Source organism: Sphingobacterium pedocola (assembly GCF_015209965.1).
In the GTDB taxonomy this organism is placed as follows: Bacteria; Bacteroidota; Bacteroidia; order Sphingobacteriales; family Sphingobacteriaceae; genus Sphingobacterium; species Sphingobacterium pedocola.
Genome location: NZ_MU158689.1, coordinates 692,523 through 715,579 on the forward strand (window position 1 = coordinate 692,523; position 23,057 = coordinate 715,579).

The following is a 23,057-nucleotide window of genomic DNA, read 5'->3' on the forward strand; positions in this document are numbered from 1 at the left end:
GATCAGTTTTTATGTTGGTTAGTAAATTCTATTTCATGTTTAAAGGCAAGGACATAACTTAGTTCTACGATTTTCACTAAGGATTGATAAATGTAGGAGGTGTGTTCTGCATACTTTGTGCCACCTATTTCACCACTTGAAAGTCCGTAGAACAACCAGTCATAGAGTATTTCATCCCATTCGAATTTATTGTATTCGGTAACCAGATCTGTAATTGCACCTAGTGGGTTTTCCGTATCATCCTGTAAAACATATTGAAGTGAAATTGTGCTATCTTTATGCTCAATGGTTACATTAGGGTATACTTTAAAGACTGATCGGCTTTTTTTGCAAGAGAAATTGGGAGTTTGCTGTTCAGGTGCAGCCTGAGATCTATACATCTCTAAAAGAGAATAGAAACATGCATAGCTGTAGAGTAAATTAGCTCCTGAGAGCATTTTTTTATCCGCAGACCAAAACTGGCCTTCAGTAAGAACTGCTTGATACCAGTTCCAAAGATCGTTTTTCCATCCCTCCAGAGAAGAAACTTGAAAAAAGTCCCTTATTGCTGTTAGCGAATAGGCTTGCGGAGCTAACCACTCTGGCAAAGCAACCTGTTCTCTGTGAAAAAATGGAACTGGAGATTTTCGTATTACGTCGTCATCATCAGGGAGCCGTTGCAGACAATTTTTATGTTCTCGTTCTTTGTCGGTTAAATTGTGATAGGGCAATACATATATAGGAATGTTAAAATCTTCAGCTTTATCGATAGATAGAAGATAGAAATAGTAGCTCAGATAATGCAACAGTTCGATAGTCCGTATTATGTATAGGTTATAGTTGTCTTCATCGTGCCTATAATTACAATCTGTTTCATTTTTTAAGAGTTCATACATAGTCTCTAACCAATATTCTCGACAATTGATCTCGAAGAAATAATTCAGGAAACGAGATGCAATACCTCCCCCCACAACGCGTTCATTCATAATATAGGCGATCTCAATGTGTTTAATTATATTTTGATGAACATAATAAGGATCAAACAATGGAGGTCTGAATTGTGCAGACCCCGAAGTAAGGAAAACATATACTTTTTCCTGCCAATGCCTCAGCTCATATTGGTCGTAAAAAAAGCGTATATATTGAAGAGGATCCTTCACATATTCCTTACTTAAATACCGAAAATGTTTCGCTTTCAGTTTCTTTTGTGTATTTTTCATACTTGTAAGTTTGAATAATAGTTTTAAAAATAATTATCTTCCGTAATGCTAATTTAGGAACTATTTTTCATCAAAACAATAATTTTGAATATAATTTTCGTTTATGAGTTCTGTTTTGAAGAGAATTAAAGTGATTTCCGATCACGAAGGTATCAGTGTAACCGCACTTGAAGCTGCAATAGGCGCCAGTAAGGGTGTTTTTTCGCGTGCGTTGGCAAATGGAACAGATATACAAAGTAAATGGCTGGTTAAAATAATTGAAAATTATCCCCAATATTCTTCTGAATGGTTATTGTCAGGCAAAGGAGAGATGTTGCGTGAGGCGGCAACCACAGCTCGAGACAAGACCGATCATTATGAAGAAAGCGCCGAAAGTCACGCGGTTATCAATGCTCTTAAAATGGTAATCTCCACACAGGAAAAAACTATTCAATCACTCGATAAACAAGTGCTTTTTCTGGAAGAACAGGTTCAAAAACTTAAAGGAAAATAGGTTAACAGCCTACCGATTTGATTCGAGAAGGTGGCTATTCTTTCTTTTTATGTAGGTATTATCATCTCATACCTAGCTGTTTTGTTTCACGACCTGACTGTTTAGTCTCACCACCTGGCTGTTTAGTTTTTTTAGCTACCGATCCTGACGGAACACCTAGCGTCTGTCAAAAAGCACCTAGCTTTTCTGAAAGAACAGCCATCGTTTCTAACAAAACACCTAGCGTTTGGAACAGGATGCCTAGCTGTTTTTACAGAACACCTAGCGTTTAGAACAGGATGCTTAGCTGTTTTTACAGAACACCTAGCGTTTGGAACAGGATGCCTAGCTGTTTTTACAGAACACCTAGCGTTTGGAACAGGATACCTAGCTGTTTTTTCAAAACAGCTAGCGTTTCTAACAAAACACCTAGCGTTGCGTTTTTTGGTGATTGCTATTTTATTTAGCTAAAAAACCCTATTAATGATAGTTTAAAATAAGTTTTTATCAAAAAAATGGTCTAAATTTTGTGATAAAAAGGTTTGTTTTTGAGCCAACGGCTTTTTGGTATCCCCAGGAAAATGGCCCAAAAACAAACCTTTTTGCGAAGACGATAAAGCAGGTTTTCGGTTGTTTTCATTTATAAATTATAGTGGGATGTTGGGAACAAAAAAGGGAAAAATAGAAAGTCTGCTCATAAATATTAATTTATTTGATCGGATATTTGCAACGTGATACGTTTCATGTTACATTTGTAAATGATTGTTAGCTTCAGACACAAAGGGCTTAAGCTCTTTTACGAAAAAGGAGATACTTCAAAACTTCAATCGCAGCATGTAAGCAAAATTAGGCTGATCTTAACCCGTTTAGATGCCGTCAAAACCCCGGAAGAACTAAATGTTCCGGGCTACGGTCTTCATCAGTTGAAAGGGAACCTCAAAAACTTCTGGTCAGTAAAAGTTGACAAGAATTATAGGATCATTTTCAATTTTGAAAATGAGCAAGCTCAGGAAATAGATTATATTGATTATCACTAATAAAGAAATTATGGCAATGTTCAGTCCAGCTCATCCCGGAGAATTAATCAGGGAAACCATTGACGGTATTATTGAAGAAACCGGCAATAAACTAAGTGTAGAAGAAGTCGCAAAGGGTTTAGGTACTACTCGTAAAACATTGTCGGCTATCATCAATGGAAAACAGTCCGTTACCCCGGAAATGGCGATCAAACTGGCGACAGGTTTCAGTAATACGACACCTGAATTTTGGTTGCAGGTACAGGACAATTACAACTTGTTTTTAGCAAGAAAAAAAGTAGATACTAAATCTATCCGGGTTTTCTGGAAAGCGGCTGTTCTTTAGTATAAAATACCTTAAGTTTAGTTGCCCGATAATTGCCATTGGATTTAGCTGTAAAACCTTTGGCGTGAGAAGTATAAGCAAGTTTTTGGTGTTGAAGCGTATCGCGCCTAAAAAGTTTTCATAATTTTGTACCATGATACATAAGGACGAGTTGGTGGCAGAACTGACTTATAGAACTTCCCGGTCGAGCGGACCGGGGGGACAGAATGTGAATAAGGTCGAGTCCAGGGTCACTGCGATATGGCATGTGGAGGGATCCCAATTACTTTCTGATGTCGAAAAGGCCATTGTAGAACAACGATTGGCCCACCGGATAAATGCATTGGGTATGCTCAGTGTGGATTCATCCGAGAGCAGAAGCCAGTTGGAAAATAAAGAACTTGCCGTCGAGAAGTTGGTGAATTTGATCAATATTGCGCTCAGACCGGTAAAAAAACGTATACCGACCAAGATCTCCAAAGCTAAAGTTTTAGAACGTCTGGATCGTAAAAAAAAGCAGGCAGCCAAGAAAAAGGATAGAAGATGGCGACTGGAGTGACGCACATAATGAGATTTTTACAGCGTGTATTAATGATTGAAGGAATTTATCTTGTTTATTTTCAGTTAGATAACCATATATCCTGAAAATAAACTAAAAAAATAGTTGTGTAACTAAATTTTTAGTTTTAACTTCGTTTATGTAATCGATTATAGGCAGACGTGCCATTATTTTTATTTATAAACAGAGTTATGCACGAAATTAAAGAACTAACAAAAGCCGAGGAGCAGATTATGCACGAGCTTTGGGAAATGGGAGGGGGCTTCGTGAAGGAGGTCATCGAACGTTTACCGGAACCCAAACCGGCTTATAATACTGTATCTACTATAGTACGTATTCTAGAGACCAAGGGTTTCGTAGAACATCAAGCATTCGGGAAAAGCCATCGTTATGTCCCGAAAATACACAAAGAGGAATATAAAAAATTGATAACGGATAAATTGTTGAACAATTATTTTGACAATTCACCGAAGCGCATGCTGTCTTTCTTCTTGGAAGACAATAAGTTGGATGTCAAAGAATTGGATGATATCCTGGCGATCTTAAAAAAGCATAAATAGGTTAACCGCCTCTATAAACTTTAATATTATGGTGTATTTAATTTTAGTCAATATCTCATTGATTGTATGCTATACGTTATATAGCTTGTTCTTCAAAAAACTTACTTTTTTTCAATGGAATAGATATTATTTGCTGGGGGCATTGATCATTTCATTGCTTATCCCTATCGGTCTATTTGTCGATATGTCGTCGAATAGTCTATTGGAGCAGACGCTTCCTACCATTGATCTGCATATGATGATGGATGTCGATGTCATGACGTTTGGAGCGCAGGCAAGTAATTATTATTTAATGGATTTTCTTGCACCTCTGTATGGCTTAGGTGTCCTTGCATTCGGATTCTCGCTGTTGCACCGGTTATACCGACTCCGGTCGATCATGCGAAGCGAACAGGATTGGCTGAGTTTTTCCGTCTTTAATAAGATTTTTCTGGGAAGGCACTTGATGGACAACTCGACGATTCTTTCGCATGAGCAGGTTCACGTGAAACAGGGGCATACCTACGATATTGTATTGGTAGAGTTGGTGAGATTGTTCAATTGGTTCAATCCCGTTTTGTATTTCTACCAGAAGGAATTAAAATTCCAGCACGAGTGTATTGCGGATGAATTCTGTTCGGAGGATAAGGTGGCTTATGCCGAACTATTAGTGGCTCATGCGATGAATGTAGATCAACTGCATCTAACGAATGAGTTTTCCAACCATTCATTTTTAAAGAAAAGAATCATGATGTTATTTAAGAATAAATCAAAAACACAACACAAATACTTGTATCTATCTGTACTGCCTGTTATTTTGGTAGTAGTGGGGTCGACGTTGATCTTCAACACCTCGAAAGCTAGAAATATCGTGGCTGATTTTGAAAACAAGGTAGCAGATGTAGCGATACCTTTGTCATCTAGTGTTGATGACCAACCATCGGAAGCACCCAAGGAACCGATACATCTTATGGAAGTGCCACTGGGATCTCAAGAGGGAAACAGGGTTTTACAGCAATTGGCGCTTGAGGTAATAACACAGGAGGATACCGTAGGGAAAGAGATATTCACTGCGGTGGAGGTGCAACCTGAACCCCCCGGTGGAATGGCTGCTTTTCGAAAATGGATATCTGAAAATTATCAGTATCCTCAAGCGGCTATAGATGCGGGCGTAAAAGGTACAGTACAGGTTTCATTTATTGTAGAAGCGGATGGAGCCCTTTCCAATCTAAAGGTAGGAAAGGATAATATGGGGCATGGAACGGGAGAGGCTGCAGTAGAAATGCTGAAAAAATCTGAAAAGTGGAGTCCTGGTGTACAAAATGGGCGTGCTGTTCGGGTTGCTTATACGCTTCCGATCCGATTGGATCTGACGCCGATGGGATCCGCTCCGGAAGAAGTTAAACCGGATATACTAGCTGAACCTGAGTTGGGAAGAGCAAAATTTATGGAATGGTTTGCAAAGGAATATCGACTGCCAAGAGCGATTACCTCAGAAGATAAAGATCCCTATATGTATGTGCGTTTTGTCGTAAATAAGGAAGGTAAACCGGATCAATTCTCATCCCGGGCAGACGAGCTTGAACAGAGTTTTTTTAATGAAGCTGTACGTATCATCTCTAAAAGTAAGTGGAAGCCCGCACTTAAAGACGGACAACCGATTGATTCCCGAACAGCGGTAGGAGTTAAATTTGATCGAGACGGTAAGATTATTAAGAATCATACCCGGGTAGAGGTAATGCCTGAACCGAAAGGTGGAATGGCAGCTTTTCGGAAAAATATAAGTGCGTGGCTCGTATATCCCAAAGAAATGATTTCAAAAAAGGAAAGTGGAAAAGTAGATGTATATTTTGAAATCGCTAAAGATGGCACGCCTTCAAATTTTAAAATTCTGGAAGAGCCATACCCCGGGGTAGGAAAGAACCTTGTAGAAATTATCCAAAAATATGGAAGATGGGCCCCGGCTATTCTTGACGGAAAAGGTGTGGTTACGCAATATTCTGTTTCCGCTGATCTGACTTTTATGCTCGGTGGAGGGGTCATAGAAGTGAAGGGATTAAAGGGTGGTAATTTCATCAAATCTTAAAAAGAAAGCTGTTTGGAAAATGCTTCCCCAACCGTGATGAAGGATCTAAATGCTGGAGTAAATCAATGGCATTAGATCCTTCACTTCGTTCAGGATGACAATTTAAAATATCGTTCTTCGGATACTCATAACAAAATCTCGAGTTATTAAGACCTTCTTTCAAAAAATAAGAATGCGAAGACTAGTTTTTCTTTTAATCATAGCAACGTTATCCGGATGCAAATCTTACGATTTCGTAAAGAATGGATATATGGTAAAAGGCGACGATCAATTTGTAAGTCTCGACCGGAAACTTACCGTTAATGTAGGGGCTGATTTTATGGAAGATAAGGTCTGGCAGCACAACAGGTCCCCGGTGAATACAGTCAAGCTATCGCGTGAATCTCGAAAAATTCTAAAAAGCTTAGGCTATAGCAGTAAGGCTTATTCTACTTTATTCAGCAGTAGAATTGACAATGAAAATGTCAGGTATGACCTGCTGACCATGATTAATAATCATGGGATACAAAAATCGGGTAAAGACGATTTACTGGACCTCAGCAGGCTGGCGCGAATGAACACACAGGCTGGCGATAGATGGTTTTACGAAATTTTAACGCTAAATCAAGCGAAGGTGTATCATGCCGTCATCCCCGTGTCGGATGAACTATGGTCTGAACGATACTTAAGTATGATATACGTCTTACCAAAAAGCAGGGATTCCAATCTTCAGGATATAGAAAGTATAGTTGCAGAAAATGCATCTTTACAGCATCCTTCGTCCTTTTTCCCAATGAAAACAGTATTGAGCTGTCCCTGCGACGGAGAAGTTTTCTATTATGAGTATGAAATCCCCACGCACGTTTCGAATACAAATGAACACATGATATTGAAAGTTTCAAGTGGTTCAATGGAAGACGAAAAATTGATCTATTACACGGTAATAAATCCCGAACTTCGTCTAGGAGCCTTCAAAATATGTAAGGGAAACTATACCTTAACCTATACTACACTTCAGGGAAAGGAGATCTGGAATTCGGAAATAGTCGTCGGAAATTAACTATAGAATGCTTTTTTTGATTTTAATAAGGTTATTGTTGTTTTAATCCTGTTTTTTGTCTCTTATTAGGGATGATGTCTTGATTTTTGTTTTAGACCGTGTTTTGTTTGGTATTATATTTTATATTTCTGTGAAATTCTGTTCTTTTTATGCTTAAAGTGTTTATTTTTTTATTAAAAATTTAATAAAATTCGGATTTTTATATTGATTTGTTAACAATTATTCTTTAGTTTTAAGAGAAATTAAACTAATTGTTATGATTGACCATTTGCTTGATAGTTATAAGCCGATAGATGGCGTCTATGATGAGATGATGAATGGTGTAATCCGCCAGCATTATAAAAAATTTGTTTCCTCTTTCGGAAAATTGGATGTGAATTCCATGGAACTGCGTAATGAAATGGCTAAAAAGCTTTTTATGACGCAAGGAATTACGTTTACCGTGTATTCTGATGGAGAAGGAATTGAAAAAATATTCCCTTTTGATATGATTCCTCGAATTATAGAGGCTGCAGAGTGGGAATATATTGAATCGGGAATTCGGCAAAGGCTTAAGGCGCTCAATATTTTTCTAAAGGACATTTATCATCAGCAATTTATTTTAAAAGACGGTATTGTTCCCTCCAGTTTAATCTTCTCCTGTCCCAATTATTTGCGCGAAATGGTAAATGTCAACGTGCCGTTCGATATTTATACGCATATAAGTGGCATAGACCTCATTAGGGACTACGACGGCACGTACTATGTGCTGGAGGACAATCTTCGGACGCCTTCGGGTGTGAGCTACATGCTGGAAAATCGAAAGATGAGCTATCGTATTTTTCCGAATATCCTGCCTGAAAATAAGGTGCGTCAAGTCGCCCATTATCCGGATATTTTAGTGAAGAATCTCGTAAGCTTGGGGGCGCATTTAAGTACAAGACCGACGGTTGTATTGTTGACTCCGGGCATTTTCAATTCTGCTTATTTTGAGCATACTACACTGGCAAGATTGATGGGGATTGAACTGGTCGAGGGTCGTGACCTCGTGGTGCAGAATCATATCGTTTATATGCGAACAACCAAAGGCTTGAAAAAAGTAGATGTTATATACCGTCGTGTAGATGATGATTTCATTGATCCATTGGTATTTCGGTCGGATAGTCTATTGGGCGTGCCGGGTCTGTATCACGCCTACCGGAAAGGTACCGTAAATATCGTCAATGCAATGGGTAATGGCGTGGCAGATGACAAGGCAATCTATACCTATGTGCCTGATATGATCCGGTATTACCTAAATGAAGAGCCCATTCTGAAGTCAGTACCTACCTACAGAATGGAAAATGAAGAACAGCGAAAATATACGGTGCAAAATATTCGTAACATGGTCGTGAAGAAGACCAACGAAAGCGGCGGTTATGGCATGCTGATAGGTGACAACGCATCGGATCAGGAGATAGCGGAGTACATTTGCGAAATAGAGAAAAACCCAAGGCAGTTTATCTCGCAACCGATTATCAAGCTGTCGGCAGCGCCTTGTTATATTGATGGAAAACTACAGCCTCGTCGGGTTGACCTCCGGCCTTTTGCGCTCTATGGACCGGACGGAATCAAAATTGTTCCGGGCGGACTGACCAGAGTAGCTTTAAAGGATGGATCTATTGTGGTCAACTCTTCGCAGGGTGGCGGCAGTAAGGATACGTGGATAGTGGATTGAACTAAATTTTAAACATATGTTAAGTCGAGTTGCCGAAAATCTTTTTTGGATGAGCCGTTATATGGAACGGACGAATATAAGCCTGAGGGTGTTGAAGACCTTGTATATCGCGCATCAAGACGGACTACCGGTACGATCCTGGGAGCAAACAGCGCATCAATTCGGTATCAGGGAGGCTGAAAATATGTCTAGTTACACGATTTTAAAAACATTGATCTTTGATGGAAATTCCAATTTTTCAATCTTGAATAATGTTTTTCGTGCACGTGAAAATGCACGCAGTGCTCAGGATCACATCAATAGGGAATTATGGCAGTCTCTGAATGATTATTATCACCTGGTGCGGGATAGCCAATTGAGTCAACAGTTGATCTTTGATCCGATAAGCGTACTGGATCAGCTTATCAAACAGACTATGTATTATTATGGTGTGATCGATAGTTCGATGAACAGGGGGGAGGCTTATTGTTTTCTGAGTCTGGGGAAATTGATCGAACGCGGAATGCAGATCGTAGACTTGCTTAAAACCGAATTGGAGCAGAATATCCATACGGAAGGACGCGAAGAAGATCAGCGTTGGCGGTATCTGCTCATTGCGTTGAATGGTTATGAAACGTACCTGAGTGAAAATGTAGGGAGCCTTGAGCCGCAGTCGGTACTTAATCAGATTCTGTATAAGAATAATTTTCCGAATTCCCTGTTCTACAACTGGGATCAGATCGAGTCATTTGCTAATTTCATGGAGCGGGATGAAGTGGATCTGCATACGAAAGGACTTAACTTCGAGATAGGGAAGTCATTTTCATTTATTAAGTATAACCAGCTTCCAGAGCATATCGATCATAAATTACAGTTCCTGAATACGATTCAACGGAATTATTATAACTTGTCAAAAGTGATTAATAGAGACTATTTCGGGATTATAAATTAATTTTTAACAATTTAGCAATTACAGCAATGTCAAAATATAGTGTCGTACATCTGACCAGGTATGTATATCCGTCGGATGTGACGGATAGTGCCAATCAATTTATATTATCTCCGAAGTCTGACGATATGCAGCAAATATTGAAGCATCAGATATCAGTTTCACCCAAGGTTAATATAGATGTTTTTTCGGATTACTTCGGAAATGAAGTGGGTGTGTTTACCATAGTGGGGCCACATCGCTCGTTGGAAATACGAGCGGATATGGAGGTATTCACCTTTGCTTCTACGGAGCCTATTGCTGAGGTCTCGGTGTTGGAGCAATGGGCCGATCTCGAACTGAAAAAATGGGAATTTCCGTATATTGATTTTCTCTATCTGGAAAATATTAATTGCAAAGCGGAGGTTAATGCAATTTTTGACGACTACGTCTTAAAGGAGATGCATATTGTCGATGTTGTTCGTATGTTGTCGACGTATATCTATACGAATTTCACGTATCGGCAAGGCGTAACGACGGTAGAGAGTACGGTAGATGAGATCTGGAAGCTTCGAGCCGGAGTATGTCAGGATTTTGCACACTTACTGATTACGATGTTGCGCATGCAGGATATACCGTCACGTTATATTTCAGGATATATTTGTCCAAGCAACAGTGAGATGAGAGGCGAGGGTGCTACGCATGCCTGGGTAGAAGTGTATATTCCATCCGTTGGATGGAGAGGTATTGATCCCACGAATAATTGTTGGGTGAGTGATAGACATATTAAAATAGCTTATGGACGTGATTTTAAAGACTGTACGCCAGTTAAGGGTACTTATAAGGGGCCATCGGCACATACGTTGACGGTATCTGTAATTATAACGAATGAAAATACAAAGGAAAAAACAGCAGAACCGATCGAACCTGCCTATGTGAGTGTGACCACTGATAAACAGGGAGTAGAAAAATCGAATTCATATCAGCGCTATCTTGAAATGCAACAACAGCAACAACAGCAACAATAGTGAAGCTAATTTATTTGGTGTGGCCCTCGAGCTTACGGAGTTCGAATTGAAGTTGTTCGATACGATTTAACAGATGCCGAACAACTTCAATTCCCTGTAAATTTAATTCCAGATCATAGTGCCAGGTGGAATACTGTTCCAACTGGCCAAGCTCTTCTTCATCTATAAATTCTTCTTCTTCTACAGAAACTAATTCTATCAGGCCGTTTTCATGCAGATCCCGGACAAACGTGCTTTCAATCCTATAGGACCGGCAGACATCTATTATTTTAACCAGTGTTCTTTCCATGATTTTATTTTCTTAAATCGCTCAATTGCTGGAATAGGTTTTTCTCTTCCTCACTGAGGTTCTTCGGATTTTTGATAGTTATTTCTGCATATAAGTCACCGAATTTCCCTTCCTGTTTATAAACAGGAAGACCTTTCTCTTTGAGGCGGATTTTGGTTCCATTTTGTGTTTCAGGTTTTATTTTTACGCTGATCTGCCCATCTAGTGAATTCACTATGGCATTGCCACCCAGTAGGGCGGTATATAAATCAAGTTCCAGTTTAGTGTATAGATCATCTCCTTTACGCTGGAACCGGGGGTCTGCTGCAACGGTAAATGTAATATACAGATCTCCTTTTGGTCCTCCATTTGCACCGGCAGTTCCCTGACCTTTTAGACGTATTTTCTGCCCGTTTTGTGTGCCTGCCGGAATGGTAATACGGATGTTTTTCCCGTTTACGGTGAAGGTACGCTGATGTGTTGTCGAAGCCTCTTTCAACGTGAGGTTTATTTCGGCATTCAAATCCTGTCCGCGGAAAGCGCTTTTGCGTCCGCCCCCAAAACGGGAACCAAACATCTGTTCAAAGAAATCAGAATATTCTCCGGTATCGTAATTACCACTGTAGTCGAAGTCGAACCCCTCGAACGGATTCTGTGTACCTCCCCGTCCCTGACGCGAATACTGCTGTTGGGCTTTTTGATGTTCTTCTCCATGTTTCCAATTTTCACCATACTGGTCATATTTCTTCCGCTTCTCCGGATCGGTAAGCACCTCGTTCGCCTCGTTTATCTCCTGAAATTTTTTCTTGGCTTCGTCATCATTCGGATTCAGATCGGGATGGTATTTACGTGCCCGCTTTCGATAAGCCTTTTTGATATCATCCTGCGAAGCCGATTTGTCTAAGCCGAGTACGTTATAATAATCTAAGAATGCCATAGTATATGTATAGACTAATGTTTGAAAAACAATACAGTTTACTTTTTGTTTTTATCCGATGAAGTTAGAAATTTGTAAACAAATCCCAGCATGAAATATTGTTTTTGCGTGAGCTGCTCGCCATATCCAATGTAATTGTTGCTGCTGTATCGGTATACATTCTGATTCTGATTCAACAGATCGAACACGGTTAGTTTCAATTCGCCTTTCCCCATTACCGGATAGTAAACGGATGCATTTACGAGATGAATGTTCTTTCGGGCATTATCTATACTGGAGGGTTGATTTTTTATATTATAGGAGGTCTCGAAGGTTATTTTGTGAATGTCGCTCAATCGTAACCCTGCACCGAAATCGTGTGTAGTTGTTTGTATATTTCTAAAGCTGGGGTCGTCGGATGAATTTATGCTTTTGGATACATTAAAATTGTAGCTTGGACTGATGGAGATTTTATTTTTCCAGGAAATATTCAGTGTTTGGTTTCCTGAGACGGTATTACGGTTACTCCTATTTTCTATACCGTTTGTTATGTTAAAGGAAGGGTAGCTGTAAAAATTATAATTACCATTGACGTAGATATTCCATGTTTTATGTTGAATGATCTCTTTACGGAAATTTCCTCCTAGGCTGAACCGATCTGTGCCCTCTGCCTGGTAATACTGGGAGGTAGAGGTGGAAGTTTCGACGTCGTAGAAACGCCTATTTCCGATCGATCTGTCATTGACAGTGTAATTTCCATAGAAAGAAAGATTAAACTTTAATTTTTGGAAATACTTAAAATACTGTATACGCAGGTTATCCTGGATCTCGTTGTCAAAATAGGGACTGGCGTAAGTGATCGTAGTGGGGTATAAATCGGAATCGACTGCGACAAACTGATAAAAGGAGGGGAGATTTACACCTTTTGAATAAGAAAGATTTAGGTCATATACATTTAAGGATATGTTCGGAAGCCAATAATTTTGGGTCTTTTGGATGTCTTCATTTTTGCCGTAGAAGTCATATCGGCGATCCATATTAAGCCATTCTACACCAATCGATCCCCTTATTCTCTTGGAGATTCGATAATTGATTTTTGTACCTACGAATGCAGCATCTGCATTCATTTTTTTGTCGTTTGTGATGGCCTCTTTATCTTCGAAATAATCCGCATTCAATTTGGAATAGATATCTTCTATCTGGTCTTCGATCTCTATATTATATTTAGCATAAATATCGGTGGTAAATAGTTTTTTGTACGGAATTTGAAGATTTAGTGTATTCCCGATCCGCTGCGTATTCGAACGTCCGATTTCATTTATGTGTTGGTCGATAATACTGTCGCCGAAAAGATAATAGTGTCCATAAGAAAGGTCGTTTCGATCCCCTTTGCTGTTGCTTACATTTACATCGTTGCTGAGGGATAATACCCATTTGTTCGAAAATTTCTTCTCGTATCTGAAATTGTGTCTTAAAGACGGTGAATTATTCAAACTGGTGTAATCTCCTTTTCCCCATTGCACCGGTGTAGATTCATTCCGGAAACTGCTGGATTCATTGTAGCTATCCGAAGTTCTTTTATTTAAATTCAGATTCAGGTCGTAGAAAATAAATGACGTGGTATCGAGATGATAACGTGCAAATGCTCTTATTTTATGCCTGTAGTCTTTGTATGTTGCGTTGGAAAAATTTGTGCTGTTGATGGTCGTGTCGTTATAGAAATTTTGATTGTTACCCGTATTCCTAGTATAATCGTTTTGTTGTTCAAAAGAATATAAAAAATTGGTCTTTAATTTTTTAGCGATATCGTAATTGATATTCACGGCTCCGGATAGGTTATTCTGTAAACCTCCGTAATAGGAGTAAGAGGAGGAATTATTTTCCGCTCTTCCAAACCCTCCCTGTTGGCTGAGCTCACTGTAATCAAACCCTTTTCGGCTCAGGTTATTGGCATATCCGATAAAGCTAATCTGCAGGGTATCCCTAAAGGTATTTACCAATGCTCCTGCTTCATAGCGGTCGCGTGTACCTCCACCTGCATAGAATTTACCAAATTGTGCTTTTACAAATTCGCGTTTCGTCTTCAGGTTGATGATAACGGGGAGATCGGTATCGTCTAATATGGTCTGTTTGCTCTCTCCCTTCTCGCGAAACACCTGTACTTTGTCGATCATGGATGCATCTAGGTTCCTTGTTGCGATCGTCATATCCTCGTTGAAGAAATCCTTATTATTCAAGCGGACAGACTGCACTGCTTTTCCTTGGTAGTAAATGGAGCCATCTAAGTTGACCTGTAGACCTGGTAGTTTTTGCAATAATTCTTCCACATTCGCATTTGGACGGGTTTTGAAATACTTCGCATTGTATTCCAACGTGTCTTTATTCATCCGTATTGGGGGCGTCATCTCGATGACGACTTCTTCTAGACTTGTAGGGGCTAACGTGATATCTTTAAAGTCATACTCCTCCTCGTTTGACAGGTTGAAATTTATGTATTCTGCTGTGGCATTGATATGGCTGATATATAAGATCAAATTTTGGTTAAGCGGTAATTTAATAAAACTAAATTTTCCGTTTTCATTGGATAAGGAGTAAGATAAGACGGTGGAATCCTGGGCGAGTAATATTGCTACGGTGGCTTTTTCAAGCGCTTCCTTTTCGGACGAGTAGAGAACACCCTTTATCTTTCCTTTGTTTTGGGCAAGTAGCGAAGTACTGCAAAGAAGTAGGCATAAAAATACAGTGAATTTCATTTAAGCTAATAATTAAGTTGGTATAAATATTACGATTTATTCGTAATAATCAAAATGAGAACGGCTGTATTGCTTATTATTAACTTTTTTTAAGGAATAGTACTAAGAAAACGTTAAATTTAGAGGAAAAAGAGACTGTCTAAAATCAAAACATCGTCGTCATTGCGAACCGGAGAGACGATGGTGAAGCAATCTGACGATGTTAAAAACGCAGATTGGTTTTTATCAGCCCCACAACCCCATACACAACCCTGATAGAGAAAAGTTCCTTCGGAGCTGCTTCGCGGTCGTCATTCTTCCTCGCAATGACGCATTTTTTTAGGGAGAAGACCTTTTAGACAGCCATCCTTTTTAGCCTTTATTCTTTATTGCTATCGACCGCTAATCGTTGTGCGCGGTTGGCAATCTCCCAGGTGATATGGAATACGAGTTTCTCCCGTTTTACCATCATCGGAAAATCAATTTTATCTACGGTATCATTTGGTGTGTGATAATCCGGATGTAATCCTGAAAAGAAAAAGGCGGAGGGGATCCCTTTTTGTGCAAAGTTGTAATGATCTGATCGGTAGTACAGGCGCATGGGATCTTTCGGATCATCATAGGTGAAATCAATCTCCATCTGTGTATATTCTTTGTTGGAGGTTTCTGTTATTTGTTTCAATTCTGAGCTTAATTTATCCGTACCTATTGCATGGATATAATTGTGATTCCCGGTCAAATGTTTGTCATCGATACGGCCAATCATATCCAAATTGAGACAAGCTACTGTATTGGCTAATGGAAATATAGGATTTTCGGTATAATACTTCGAACCCAAAAGTCCTTTTTCTTCGGCGGCGAGGCCGATAAATACGATACTTCTTCTCGGCCCTTTGCCTTCTTTTTTAGCTTCGGAAAAAGCTCTTGCCAATTCCAGCACACCTGTTGTTCCTGATCCATTGTCGTCGGCCCCCGGAAAAATCGTGCCATCCGGAAGAATTCCATCGTGATCGTAATGCCCTGAAATGATGATAATTTCCTCTTTTAAATCCGAACCTTCTAATAGTCCCAATACGTTGGGATCGCCTAATTTTTCCACCTTCACGCCCATAGAAGCTGCGAAAGGAGTTTTAATCTGTAGTGTGGAAGGTTTGAACGATTTGTTGGTTTCTTCTTTGAATTTTTCGACGGAAGTATTTGCTTTAGCAAGCAATTTATTTGCTGTAGCTATCGAAATGTTAATAACGGGAATGGCTTGTGTGATATTCCGGTTAGTAATATTCCCGTCGCCTAACATAACACGTCCGCCAGTCAGTCGACCTTTCATTTTCGTAAGCGTCTCCGCTACCTGAGAACCGGTTGAAAATATAGCAGCCGGCTGCAATTTGGTTAATTCCTGAATCCTCTTAAACCGGCTTGAAGACCATTCTGATTTATAACTTTCTTTGGTGATATGGGATTTCCCTGATGCATCGGTTGGTTCGTGTTCATTAATGAGCAATATTACCTTTCCTTTTACGTCTATTCCACTAAGCTCATTGTAATTTACATGCTGTATGCCGTAGCCAACAAAAATAATCTCGTTTGCGGAGAAATCTTGAAAATCATGATCTCCTTGTACAAAGAAATCTTTTCCGTTTACCCAGGTTTCGCCGTCAATACGGAAGTTCTCGGCATGATAGGCGATCTGTTGTAAGGCTACAGGCTGATAATAAGAACCATTTACCGGGGGGGTAAGCCCGTACGACCTGAATTCATTCGCGATATATTCAGCGGCTTTTCTTCCGCCTTCTTGTCCTGTACCACGACCTTCAAATTCAACAGAACTTAAGGTAGTCAGGTGTTTTTTGGAACTTTCTACCGTGATCAGATCGGCATATTTTTGCTGCACATCTTGTGCGATGCTACAACTGTATACAGCGGGAATTATGAACAAAAGAGAAAAGAGGCGTTTCATATCGTTATATTAAGAACAAGAGATCTTATTAACACGAGTAGCATGTCTTCCAGCTTCAAAATCAGTCGTCAAGAAAGCTTTTACAATTTCTTTTGCCAGGTCGAGATCGACAAAACGAGCTGGTATACAAATGATATTCGCATTATTGTGTAAACGGGCTAAAACAGAAATTTCTTTTTGCCATGCGATAGCTGCACGTATACCTTGATGCTTGTTGGCTGTGATGGCCACGCCATTTGCACTGCCACAGATGAGCACCCCAAATTGACTTTTCCCTTCTTCTACGTTTGATGCTACAGGATGTGCAAAATCTGGATAATCGACAGAATCTGCTGTTGCAGGGCCGAAATCTTCTACATCATGTCCTAACTCTTTCAATACATCAACAAGTGGTGCTTTGTAATCAAATCCTGCGTGATCGCTTCCAATGGCTATTTTCATGATATTTATCGTGTTAATTGTTATAAAATTCTTTTTCTTTTAATTCCTTTTTACGGAGTACATTCGCTGACACGACTATACTTATTTCATATAGAATAAACATCGGTGCACTCACCGTTAAGAGTGTGATCACATCTGCGGTAGGGGTGATGATAGCAGCTATTACTAAGATGATGACAATGGCGTAACGTCTACTTGCACGCATGAATTGCGGTGTCATTAACCCTAATTTGGATAGAATGAAAATCAAAATTGGCAATAAGAATATAATCCCACAACCCAATGTCAACGTAGCGATAGTGGATAAATAGGAATCAATAGTAATCTGGTTAGTAATTTCCGAACTGAGGGAAATATTTGCTAGAAAGTTGACCGAAAGGGGGACTACGATATAATAGCCAAATAAAGCCCCAACCACAAAGAGTAGTGTGGCATAGAGAACGAATCCGCTAGCTGATCTCCTTTCGACTTCGGTAAGCGCTGGTTTCACAAAAAGCCAGACTTCAAATAGCAGGTAGGGAAATCCCAAAGCTACCGCCATCAAAAGACAGGAATTAATTTGCAGCATAAACTGTCCGGCCAATTCAGTATTGATAATATTGAAAGGAATACGTTCTACACAGAAGCCTTCCAGGTTCAATAGCGCTCCCAATTTACACATCATTCTGTACGTCCAAAAATCAAGGTTCTTTGGCCCCATAATGATGTCATTGAAGACAAAATCATAAAATGTAAAAGCTAGTATTGCAAAAACGGTAATCGCTATTACTGATCGGATAATGTGCCAACGAAGTACTTCGATGTGTTCGAAAAAAGACATTTCGGTTTCTATGTTCTTCCCTTTATCTTTTATGGCTTCTATTAATTTTTTGCTACTTGACATGTTTACGTTCTATGGAAAACAAAAATACCATTCTTTGTTATAAGAATGGTATTTTTTAATAGGAAAACAAAAAATTTACGCTTAATCTTCGTCGGGGTAAGCCGTTAAATCGAAAGTTTCCATAAATTTCGTTGTGAAATTACCCGCTCTAAAGTTTGGATCGCGCATTAGTCTCAGATGCAGCGGTATAGTGGTCTTAACACCTTCAATTACAAACTCGCTGAGTGCACGCTCCATGGTATTGATTGCTTCTTCACGTGTTTGCGCAACACAGATCAGTTTTGCGATCATTGAATCGTAATTCGACGGAATGGTATATCCTGCATATACGTGTGTATCTATACGTACACCATGGCCTCCTGGGGAATGGAAATTTGTGATTTTACCCGGAGAAGGACGGAAATTATTAAATGGATCTTCCGCATTGATACGACACTCAATTGCATGCATGGTCGGTTCGTAGCTTTTTCCTGAAATAGGGATACCCGCAGCGACTTTAATCTGTTCTTTGATTAAATCAAAGTTGATGACTTCTTCCGTAACGGGGTGCTCTACCTGGATGCGGGTGTTCATTTCCATAAAGTAGAAATTACGATGCTTATCTACCAAAAACTCGATAGTACCAGCTCCTTCGTAATTCACGGCTTGCGCTCCTTTTATAGCGGCTTCACCCATCCGTGCGCGTAAATCTGGTGTGATGAATGGGGAAGGGGCTTCCTCAACAAGCTTTTGATGGCGACGTTGAATAGAACAATCTCGTTCAGATAGATGGCATACTTTGCCATATTGATCTCCAATTACCTGAATTTCAATGTGGCGTGGATCTTCCACAAATTTTTCGAGGTAAATCCCATCGTTTCCAAATGCTGCTCCTGCTTCTTGACGAGCCGAATCCCAAGCGGGCTCAAATTCGGCGTCTTTCCATACGATACGCATACCACGTCCACCGCCTCCGGCAGTGGCTTTTAGAATCACGGGATATCCTATTTCATTAGCCGTGATAATGCCGGCTTTTACATTTGGAACTAATCCTTCCGACCCGGGGATGGTAGGGACTCCTGCTAACTTCATAGTTTCCTTTGCAGATGCCTTATCGCCCATTCGTTCAATCTGTTCAGCGGTAGCACCAATGAACTTAATTCCATATTCGGCGCAGATAGCCGAAAATTTAGCATTTTCGGATAAAAATCCATAGCCTGGATGAATGGCGTCTGCATTTGTTAATTCTGCAGCGGCGATAATATTGGGGATACTTAGATAGGAATCTTTACTTGCTGGAGGGCCAATACACACGGCCTCATCCGCGAAACGGACGTGAAGGCTGTCTCTATCAGCAGTAGAGTATACCGCTACACTTTTGATACCCATCTCGCGACAGGTGCGGATGATACGTAGGGCAATCTCTCCTCTATTAGCTATTAATATTTTTTTAAACATAAGGAATAAATGAGGTAACCTATTGACGAATTACTTCGTGTGACTAAATTTAGTTGATATAAATTACAACTAATATTATCTTGGATCAACTAAGAATAAAGGTTGATCGTATTCAACAGGTTCTGCATCGTTCACTAAAATCTTAACGATTTTTCCAGAAACTTCAGATTCAATTTCGTTAAATAACTTCATTGCTTCTACAATGCACAATACTTTACCAGGCGAGATCTCATCACCTACGTTTACGAAAGCTCCTTTATCGGGGCCTGATGAGCGATAAAATGTACCAATCATTGGAGACTTTATCGTGATAAAGTTTGCTTCTTCGTTGACTACTGTTGCCGCTGCTGGCACCGGTGCACTAACTGCTGTCGGAACTGCTGCTACAGGAGATACTGCTGCAACGGGAGCCGCAGTAGGGATGGATGCCGTTACGTAGGTAGGCTCCTGACTGGTCTTTATTGTTATCTTGAAATCCTTTTCTTCAATTGATACTTCATTCACACCTGATTTTGATACAAATTTGATCAGGTCTTGAATTTGTTTGATATCCATACTCATATTGGAAGGGTTTGATTTAATGTTATGTATAAAAATAGCTTTTAAACTTAGATAAATTTGTTTTTATATACAAATTATAATTATGTTGAATATAAAACACAAATTTATCAGATTTGCTTCTTTGAGCTCGAAAGCTCGGTTTATCAGCTGTAAGTGTTTAAATTATAGCGAAAATATAAAAAAGACGGCTTAATATGCCCATTTTAAGTAAACTGATCCCCAGGTGAATCCTCCACCAAAAGCAGCTAATATTAAATTGTCTCCTTTTTTTAATTTATCTTCCCATTCCCATAGACACATGGGAATCGTGGCGCTTGTTGTATTTCCATATTTATGGATATTTACCATCACTTTTTCTTCCGGCAAACCTGCGCGTTCTGCAGTGGCATCGATGATACGTTTATTTGCTTGATGCGGTACTAACCAAGCTATATCTTCAGAAGTCAAGTTGTTTCTTTCCATTACTTCGGCGGCTACATCAGCCATATTTGTAACAGCGAATTTGAATACGGTACGACCTTCTTGGTATGCGTAGTGTAGTCCGGCATCAACGGTTTGATGTGAGGCGGGATACAGTGAACCTCCACCTTTTATGTTGAGAAACTGTCCACCTGAACCGTCTGTTTTTAAAAGTGAATCTTGAAGACCATTGCCTTCGGTATCTGGTTCTAATAGCACAGCGCCACATCCATCACCAAATAAAATACAGGTATTACGGTCTGTATAATTTACGACAGAAGACATTTTATCAGCCCCTATGACAAGCACTTTCTTGTGCTTACCGGACTCGATAAATTGTGCTCCTGTAGTTAATCCAAATAGAAAACCGGAACAGGCAGCTTGCAAATCGTAGCCCCAGGCATTTTTTGCACCTATTTTGTCTGCTAAAATATTGGCGGTTGCAGGGAAAAGCATGTCGGGAGTACTGGTACAGAAAATGATTAATTCAATCTCTTCTGCTGAAATTCCTCTTTTTTCCAACAATCCTTTTACAGCCGGGACAGCTAAATCAGACGTGGCTAGGCCTTCTCCTTTTAAGATACGACGTTCTTTGATACCTGTACGACTGACAATCCATTCGTCATTCGTTTCTACCATGGATTCCAACTCCTTGTTGGTGAGGATATAATCCGGTACATAACCATTTACAGCGGTAATTGCCGCGTGAACTTTAGACATATGTTTTTAATTGAATGCAGACTTGATCTTATCGATAAATTTTGATACGATCATGTCTTTTGATAGTAATACCATATTTTTTATAGCCTCAGGAGTAGATATGCCGTGCCCTATTATTACGGGTGCATTTACACCTAATACTGGGCTCCCTCCATACTGCTCATAGTTGAACCGATCAAAAAAATCATCTTTAATTCCCTTTTTTAAGGTCACTACATAAAATGATTCAGCAAGTTTTAAAACAACATTACCTGTATAACCATCGCATACATATACATCCGCATGATCGGTAAAGAGATCTCTACCCTCAGCGTTGCCTATGAAATTGATTTTGGAATTTGATTTAAGTAGTGGATAGGTTGACATGGTTAGATTGTTGCCTTTTTCTTCTTCTTCACCAATGTTTAGAAGACCTACTTTTGGGTTTGGTACACCGTACACATATTCCGAATAAAGGCTGCCTAAAATGGCAAATTGATTTAACATTTCGGGCTTGCAATCTGCATTGGCTCCTACATCCAGTAAAATGCCGAAACCGCTTTTTAATTTAGGTACATTCGTCGCAATAGCAGGACGTATTACCCCAGGTATAGTTTTTACGCTGAACATCGATCCGACCAGCATAGCGCCGGTATTGCCTGCTGAAGCAAAGGAATCGATCGCACCTTCTTTGAGAAGGTCGAAACCTCTTGATATGCTTGAATTTGGCTTCTGCGAGATTGCTTTTGTAGGGTGTTCATGCATAGAGATGATCTCCGGAGCATGTACGTAGGCAAATAAAGATGAATCTACTCCAGTCTCTTCAATACGCTTTTTGATATCAGACTCGTCGCCGAACAACACAATCTGTTGGTCTTTATCGAGCGATTTTTGCGCTTCTATAGCGCCTAATATTGTAGCCTCAGGGGCATAATCTCCTCCTGATACGTCTAAACCAATCCTCATTCGTTATTATTTATCTAATCAATAATACGCAAAAAACATCCCAAAGTAAAGCATAAAATTCAAATTTTATGCTTGTTTGGGATGTTTAATTTTTTAAAGATATACTTTAGACAACTGCAGTATTTTCAATAATTAATTTACCGTTGTAGTATAAATTGCCATCTACAGTATACGCACGGTGGGGTAAGTGAACTGCTCCAGTTTCTTTACACACTGTTAATGTAGGTGCTTCTGCCTTATAATGTGTTCTTCTCTTGTCTCTTCTCGATTTCGAAGTCTTACGCTTTGGATGTGCCATCTCGTATTTTGTTTTTTAATTGTTTTTAATATTCTTTAATGCTGCCCAACGTGGGTCTATTTTCTCTTCTTCACCTGATGATTCGTCTTCCTGTTGACTGCTATTGTTGATTTTTGACAACATTTCTGCATCACAAGTAAGATTTATGCCCTGCTCGCTACACTTTGCGTAATAAGGGACTCTGACATTGATGTACTCGTATAAAAGACCTGCAATATCCAATTCATAATCTGTCTTAGGCAGTACAAGCACCTCCTCCGTGTCGTTATCCCATTCTTCATTTACGAATTTGACAATCAAACGCTCGGTAAACTGTAGCGGAGAATCAAACTCATTCAGGCAAACATCACATGTCAACATTATTGTTCCTTCGATATTAAAAGTCACTATTAACATGGTTTCCTGTTTCTGTAATTGAACCAGGGCTTTTAGCTTGCCATTTTTAACTAATGAATGCGCGTAGCAGTCAAAGAACTTATCATCTATTTCAAACTCAAAATCGTGCTTTCCTTCAGTTAAGCTTGAAAAAGGTATTCTATATTGTTTTAGATACTTCACAATCTTGTATTTGAGC

Annotated in this window: 23 protein-coding genes; 10 read left to right on the top strand and 13 right to left on the bottom strand. The window is 39.6% G+C overall.

Annotated features, from left to right (window positions below):
• Nucleotides 1-2: 2 nt before the first annotated feature.
• Nucleotides 3-1,199 carry a hypothetical protein gene (locus C4F40_RS02815; protein WP_196937868.1) on the bottom strand — a complete coding sequence of 399 codons (1,197 nt, stop codon included), beginning with the start codon at nucleotides 1,197-1,199 and terminating at the stop codon, nucleotides 3-5.
• Between the two features lie 103 nt (nucleotides 1,200-1,302).
• Between C4F40_RS02815 and C4F40_RS02820 the strand changes: the two genes are divergently transcribed.
• The 10 genes from C4F40_RS02820 to C4F40_RS02865 all read left to right on the top strand — a co-directional run bounded on the left by C4F40_RS02820 (nucleotide 1,303) and on the right by C4F40_RS02865 (nucleotide 10,866).
• A complete protein-coding gene (locus C4F40_RS02820; RefSeq protein ID WP_196937869.1) occupies nucleotides 1,303-1,692 on the top strand; it encodes a hypothetical protein in 390 nt (129 codons plus the stop codon).
• Nucleotides 1,693-2,429: 737 nt separating this feature from the next.
• On the top strand, nucleotides 2,430-2,708 hold the full coding sequence (locus tag C4F40_RS02825) for a type II toxin-antitoxin system RelE/ParE family toxin (protein WP_196937870.1): 279 nt from the start codon (nucleotides 2,430-2,432) through the stop codon (nucleotides 2,706-2,708).
• Nucleotides 2,709-2,718: 10 nt separating this feature from the next.
• Complete coding sequence (locus C4F40_RS02830; RefSeq protein ID WP_196937871.1) at nucleotides 2,719-3,033, top strand: HigA family addiction module antitoxin; 315 nt, start codon at nucleotides 2,719-2,721, stop codon at nucleotides 3,031-3,033.
• A gap of 133 nt (nucleotides 3,034-3,166) precedes the next feature.
• Nucleotides 3,167-3,571, top strand: a complete 405-nt coding sequence (gene arfB / locus C4F40_RS02835; protein ID WP_196937872.1) for an alternative ribosome rescue aminoacyl-tRNA hydrolase ArfB — start codon at nucleotides 3,167-3,169, stop codon at nucleotides 3,569-3,571.
• Nucleotides 3,572-3,762: 191 nt separating this feature from the next.
• Nucleotides 3,763-4,131, top strand: coding sequence for a BlaI/MecI/CopY family transcriptional regulator (locus C4F40_RS02840; RefSeq protein WP_136819573.1), 369 nt, complete (start codon nucleotides 3,763-3,765; stop codon nucleotides 4,129-4,131).
• Between the two features lie 28 nt (nucleotides 4,132-4,159).
• Nucleotides 4,160-6,196: a M56 family metallopeptidase gene (locus C4F40_RS02845; RefSeq protein WP_196937873.1), complete on the top strand. Its 2,037-nt coding sequence runs from the start codon at nucleotides 4,160-4,162 to the stop codon at nucleotides 6,194-6,196.
• 172 nt (nucleotides 6,197-6,368) lie between these two features.
• Nucleotides 6,369-7,235, top strand: a complete 867-nt coding sequence (locus C4F40_RS02850; protein ID WP_196937874.1) for a hypothetical protein — start codon at nucleotides 6,369-6,371, stop codon at nucleotides 7,233-7,235.
• Between the two features lie 256 nt (nucleotides 7,236-7,491).
• Nucleotides 7,492-8,931 (top strand): circularly permuted type 2 ATP-grasp protein, encoded by a 1,440-nt coding sequence (locus C4F40_RS02855; protein WP_196937875.1) that lies wholly within the window; start codon nucleotides 7,492-7,494, stop codon nucleotides 8,929-8,931.
• Between the two features lie 16 nt (nucleotides 8,932-8,947).
• Entirely contained in the window at nucleotides 8,948-9,862 is a 915-nt protein-coding gene (locus tag C4F40_RS02860) for an alpha-E domain-containing protein (protein ID WP_196937876.1), read from the top strand.
• A 26-nt stretch (nucleotides 9,863-9,888) separates the two neighbouring features.
• Nucleotides 9,889-10,866 (top strand): transglutaminase family protein, encoded by a 978-nt coding sequence (locus tag C4F40_RS02865; RefSeq protein ID WP_196937877.1) that lies wholly within the window; start codon nucleotides 9,889-9,891, stop codon nucleotides 10,864-10,866.
• A 10-nt stretch (nucleotides 10,867-10,876) separates the two neighbouring features.
• On the opposite strand, the gene C4F40_RS02870 is transcribed toward C4F40_RS02865, so the two are convergent.
• The 12 genes from C4F40_RS02870 to C4F40_RS02925 form a co-directional block, all read right to left on the bottom strand.
• Complete coding sequence (locus tag C4F40_RS02870) at nucleotides 10,877-11,155, bottom strand: chaperone modulator CbpM (protein WP_196937878.1); 279 nt, start codon at nucleotides 11,153-11,155, stop codon at nucleotides 10,877-10,879.
• Nucleotides 11,156-11,159: 4 nt separating this feature from the next.
• Entirely contained in the window at nucleotides 11,160-12,071 is a 912-nt protein-coding gene (locus tag C4F40_RS02875) for a DnaJ C-terminal domain-containing protein (RefSeq protein ID WP_196937879.1), read from the bottom strand.
• A 38-nt stretch (nucleotides 12,072-12,109) separates the two neighbouring features.
• Nucleotides 12,110-14,803 carry a peptidase associated domain and porin domain-containing protein gene (locus C4F40_RS02880; protein ID WP_196937880.1) on the bottom strand — a complete coding sequence of 898 codons (2,694 nt, stop codon included), beginning with the start codon at nucleotides 14,801-14,803 and terminating at the stop codon, nucleotides 12,110-12,112.
• A gap of 358 nt (nucleotides 14,804-15,161) precedes the next feature.
• A complete protein-coding gene (locus C4F40_RS02885; protein WP_196937881.1) occupies nucleotides 15,162-16,739 on the bottom strand; it encodes a M28 family peptidase in 1,578 nt (525 codons plus the stop codon).
• 9 nt (nucleotides 16,740-16,748) lie between these two features.
• On the bottom strand, nucleotides 16,749-17,180 hold the full coding sequence (gene rpiB / locus C4F40_RS02890; protein ID WP_196937882.1) for a ribose 5-phosphate isomerase B: 432 nt from the start codon (nucleotides 17,178-17,180) through the stop codon (nucleotides 16,749-16,751).
• Nucleotides 17,181-17,193: 13 nt separating this feature from the next.
• A complete protein-coding gene (gene tatC, locus C4F40_RS02895) occupies nucleotides 17,194-18,063 on the bottom strand; it encodes a twin-arginine translocase subunit TatC (RefSeq protein ID WP_196937883.1) in 870 nt (289 codons plus the stop codon).
• An 81-nt stretch (nucleotides 18,064-18,144) separates the two neighbouring features.
• Nucleotides 18,145-19,500 (bottom strand): acetyl-CoA carboxylase biotin carboxylase subunit, encoded by a 1,356-nt coding sequence (gene accC, locus C4F40_RS02900; protein WP_196937884.1) that lies wholly within the window; start codon nucleotides 19,498-19,500, stop codon nucleotides 18,145-18,147.
• Nucleotides 19,501-19,575: 75 nt separating this feature from the next.
• Nucleotides 19,576-20,061, bottom strand: coding sequence for an acetyl-CoA carboxylase biotin carboxyl carrier protein (gene accB, locus C4F40_RS02905; protein WP_196937885.1), 486 nt, complete (start codon nucleotides 20,059-20,061; stop codon nucleotides 19,576-19,578).
• Between the two features lie 189 nt (nucleotides 20,062-20,250).
• On the bottom strand, nucleotides 20,251-21,240 hold the full coding sequence (locus C4F40_RS02910) for a beta-ketoacyl-ACP synthase III (protein ID WP_196937886.1): 990 nt from the start codon (nucleotides 21,238-21,240) through the stop codon (nucleotides 20,251-20,253).
• Between the two features lie 6 nt (nucleotides 21,241-21,246).
• Entirely contained in the window at nucleotides 21,247-22,185 is a 939-nt protein-coding gene (gene plsX / locus C4F40_RS02915) for a phosphate acyltransferase PlsX (protein WP_196937887.1), read from the bottom strand.
• Between the two features lie 106 nt (nucleotides 22,186-22,291).
• Complete coding sequence (gene rpmF / locus C4F40_RS02920; protein ID WP_136819611.1) at nucleotides 22,292-22,483, bottom strand: 50S ribosomal protein L32; 192 nt, start codon at nucleotides 22,481-22,483, stop codon at nucleotides 22,292-22,294.
• A 15-nt stretch (nucleotides 22,484-22,498) separates the two neighbouring features.
• A complete protein-coding gene (locus C4F40_RS02925; RefSeq protein ID WP_196937888.1) occupies nucleotides 22,499-23,041 on the bottom strand; it encodes a YceD family protein in 543 nt (180 codons plus the stop codon).
• Nucleotides 23,042-23,057: the final 16 nt, after the last annotated feature.

What these genes read in the sequence shown, in the direction of transcription:
- C4F40_RS02815 (WP_196937868.1), bottom strand. Translation starts at nt 1,199, where the DNA reads ATGAAAAATACACAAAAGAAACTGAAAGCGAAACATTTTCGGTATTTA.
- C4F40_RS02820 (WP_196937869.1), top strand. Translation starts at nt 1,303, where the DNA reads ATGAGTTCTGTTTTGAAGAGAATTAAAGTGATTTCCGATCACGAAGGT.
- C4F40_RS02825 (WP_196937870.1), top strand. Translation starts at nt 2,430, where the DNA reads ATGATTGTTAGCTTCAGACACAAAGGGCTTAAGCTCTTTTACGAAAAA.
- C4F40_RS02830 (WP_196937871.1), top strand. Translation starts at nt 2,719, where the DNA reads ATGGCAATGTTCAGTCCAGCTCATCCCGGAGAATTAATCAGGGAAACC.
- arfB (WP_196937872.1), top strand. Translation starts at nt 3,167, where the DNA reads ATGATACATAAGGACGAGTTGGTGGCAGAACTGACTTATAGAACTTCC.
- C4F40_RS02840 (WP_136819573.1), top strand. Translation starts at nt 3,763, where the DNA reads ATGCACGAAATTAAAGAACTAACAAAAGCCGAGGAGCAGATTATGCAC.
- C4F40_RS02845 (WP_196937873.1), top strand. Translation starts at nt 4,160, where the DNA reads ATGGTGTATTTAATTTTAGTCAATATCTCATTGATTGTATGCTATACG.
- C4F40_RS02850 (WP_196937874.1), top strand. Translation starts at nt 6,369, where the DNA reads ATGCGAAGACTAGTTTTTCTTTTAATCATAGCAACGTTATCCGGATGC.
- C4F40_RS02855 (WP_196937875.1), top strand. Translation starts at nt 7,492, where the DNA reads ATGATTGACCATTTGCTTGATAGTTATAAGCCGATAGATGGCGTCTAT.
- C4F40_RS02860 (WP_196937876.1), top strand. Translation starts at nt 8,948, where the DNA reads ATGTTAAGTCGAGTTGCCGAAAATCTTTTTTGGATGAGCCGTTATATG.
- C4F40_RS02865 (WP_196937877.1), top strand. Translation starts at nt 9,889, where the DNA reads ATGTCAAAATATAGTGTCGTACATCTGACCAGGTATGTATATCCGTCG.
- C4F40_RS02870 (WP_196937878.1), bottom strand. Translation starts at nt 11,155, where the DNA reads ATGGAAAGAACACTGGTTAAAATAATAGATGTCTGCCGGTCCTATAGG.
- C4F40_RS02875 (WP_196937879.1), bottom strand. Translation starts at nt 12,071, where the DNA reads ATGGCATTCTTAGATTATTATAACGTACTCGGCTTAGACAAATCGGCT.
- C4F40_RS02880 (WP_196937880.1), bottom strand. Translation starts at nt 14,803, where the DNA reads ATGAAATTCACTGTATTTTTATGCCTACTTCTTTGCAGTACTTCGCTA.
- C4F40_RS02885 (WP_196937881.1), bottom strand. Translation starts at nt 16,739, where the DNA reads ATGAAACGCCTCTTTTCTCTTTTGTTCATAATTCCCGCTGTATACAGT.
- rpiB (WP_196937882.1), bottom strand. Translation starts at nt 17,180, where the DNA reads ATGAAAATAGCCATTGGAAGCGATCACGCAGGATTTGATTACAAAGCA.
- tatC (WP_196937883.1), bottom strand. Translation starts at nt 18,063, where the DNA reads ATGTCAAGTAGCAAAAAATTAATAGAAGCCATAAAAGATAAAGGGAAG.
- accC (WP_196937884.1), bottom strand. Translation starts at nt 19,500, where the DNA reads ATGTTTAAAAAAATATTAATAGCTAATAGAGGAGAGATTGCCCTACGT.
- accB (WP_196937885.1), bottom strand. Translation starts at nt 20,061, where the DNA reads ATGAGTATGGATATCAAACAAATTCAAGACCTGATCAAATTTGTATCA.
- C4F40_RS02910 (WP_196937886.1), bottom strand. Translation starts at nt 21,240, where the DNA reads ATGTCTAAAGTTCACGCGGCAATTACCGCTGTAAATGGTTATGTACCG.
- plsX (WP_196937887.1), bottom strand. Translation starts at nt 22,185, where the DNA reads ATGAGGATTGGTTTAGACGTATCAGGAGGAGATTATGCCCCTGAGGCT.
- rpmF (WP_136819611.1), bottom strand. Translation starts at nt 22,483, where the DNA reads ATGGCACATCCAAAGCGTAAGACTTCGAAATCGAGAAGAGACAAGAGA.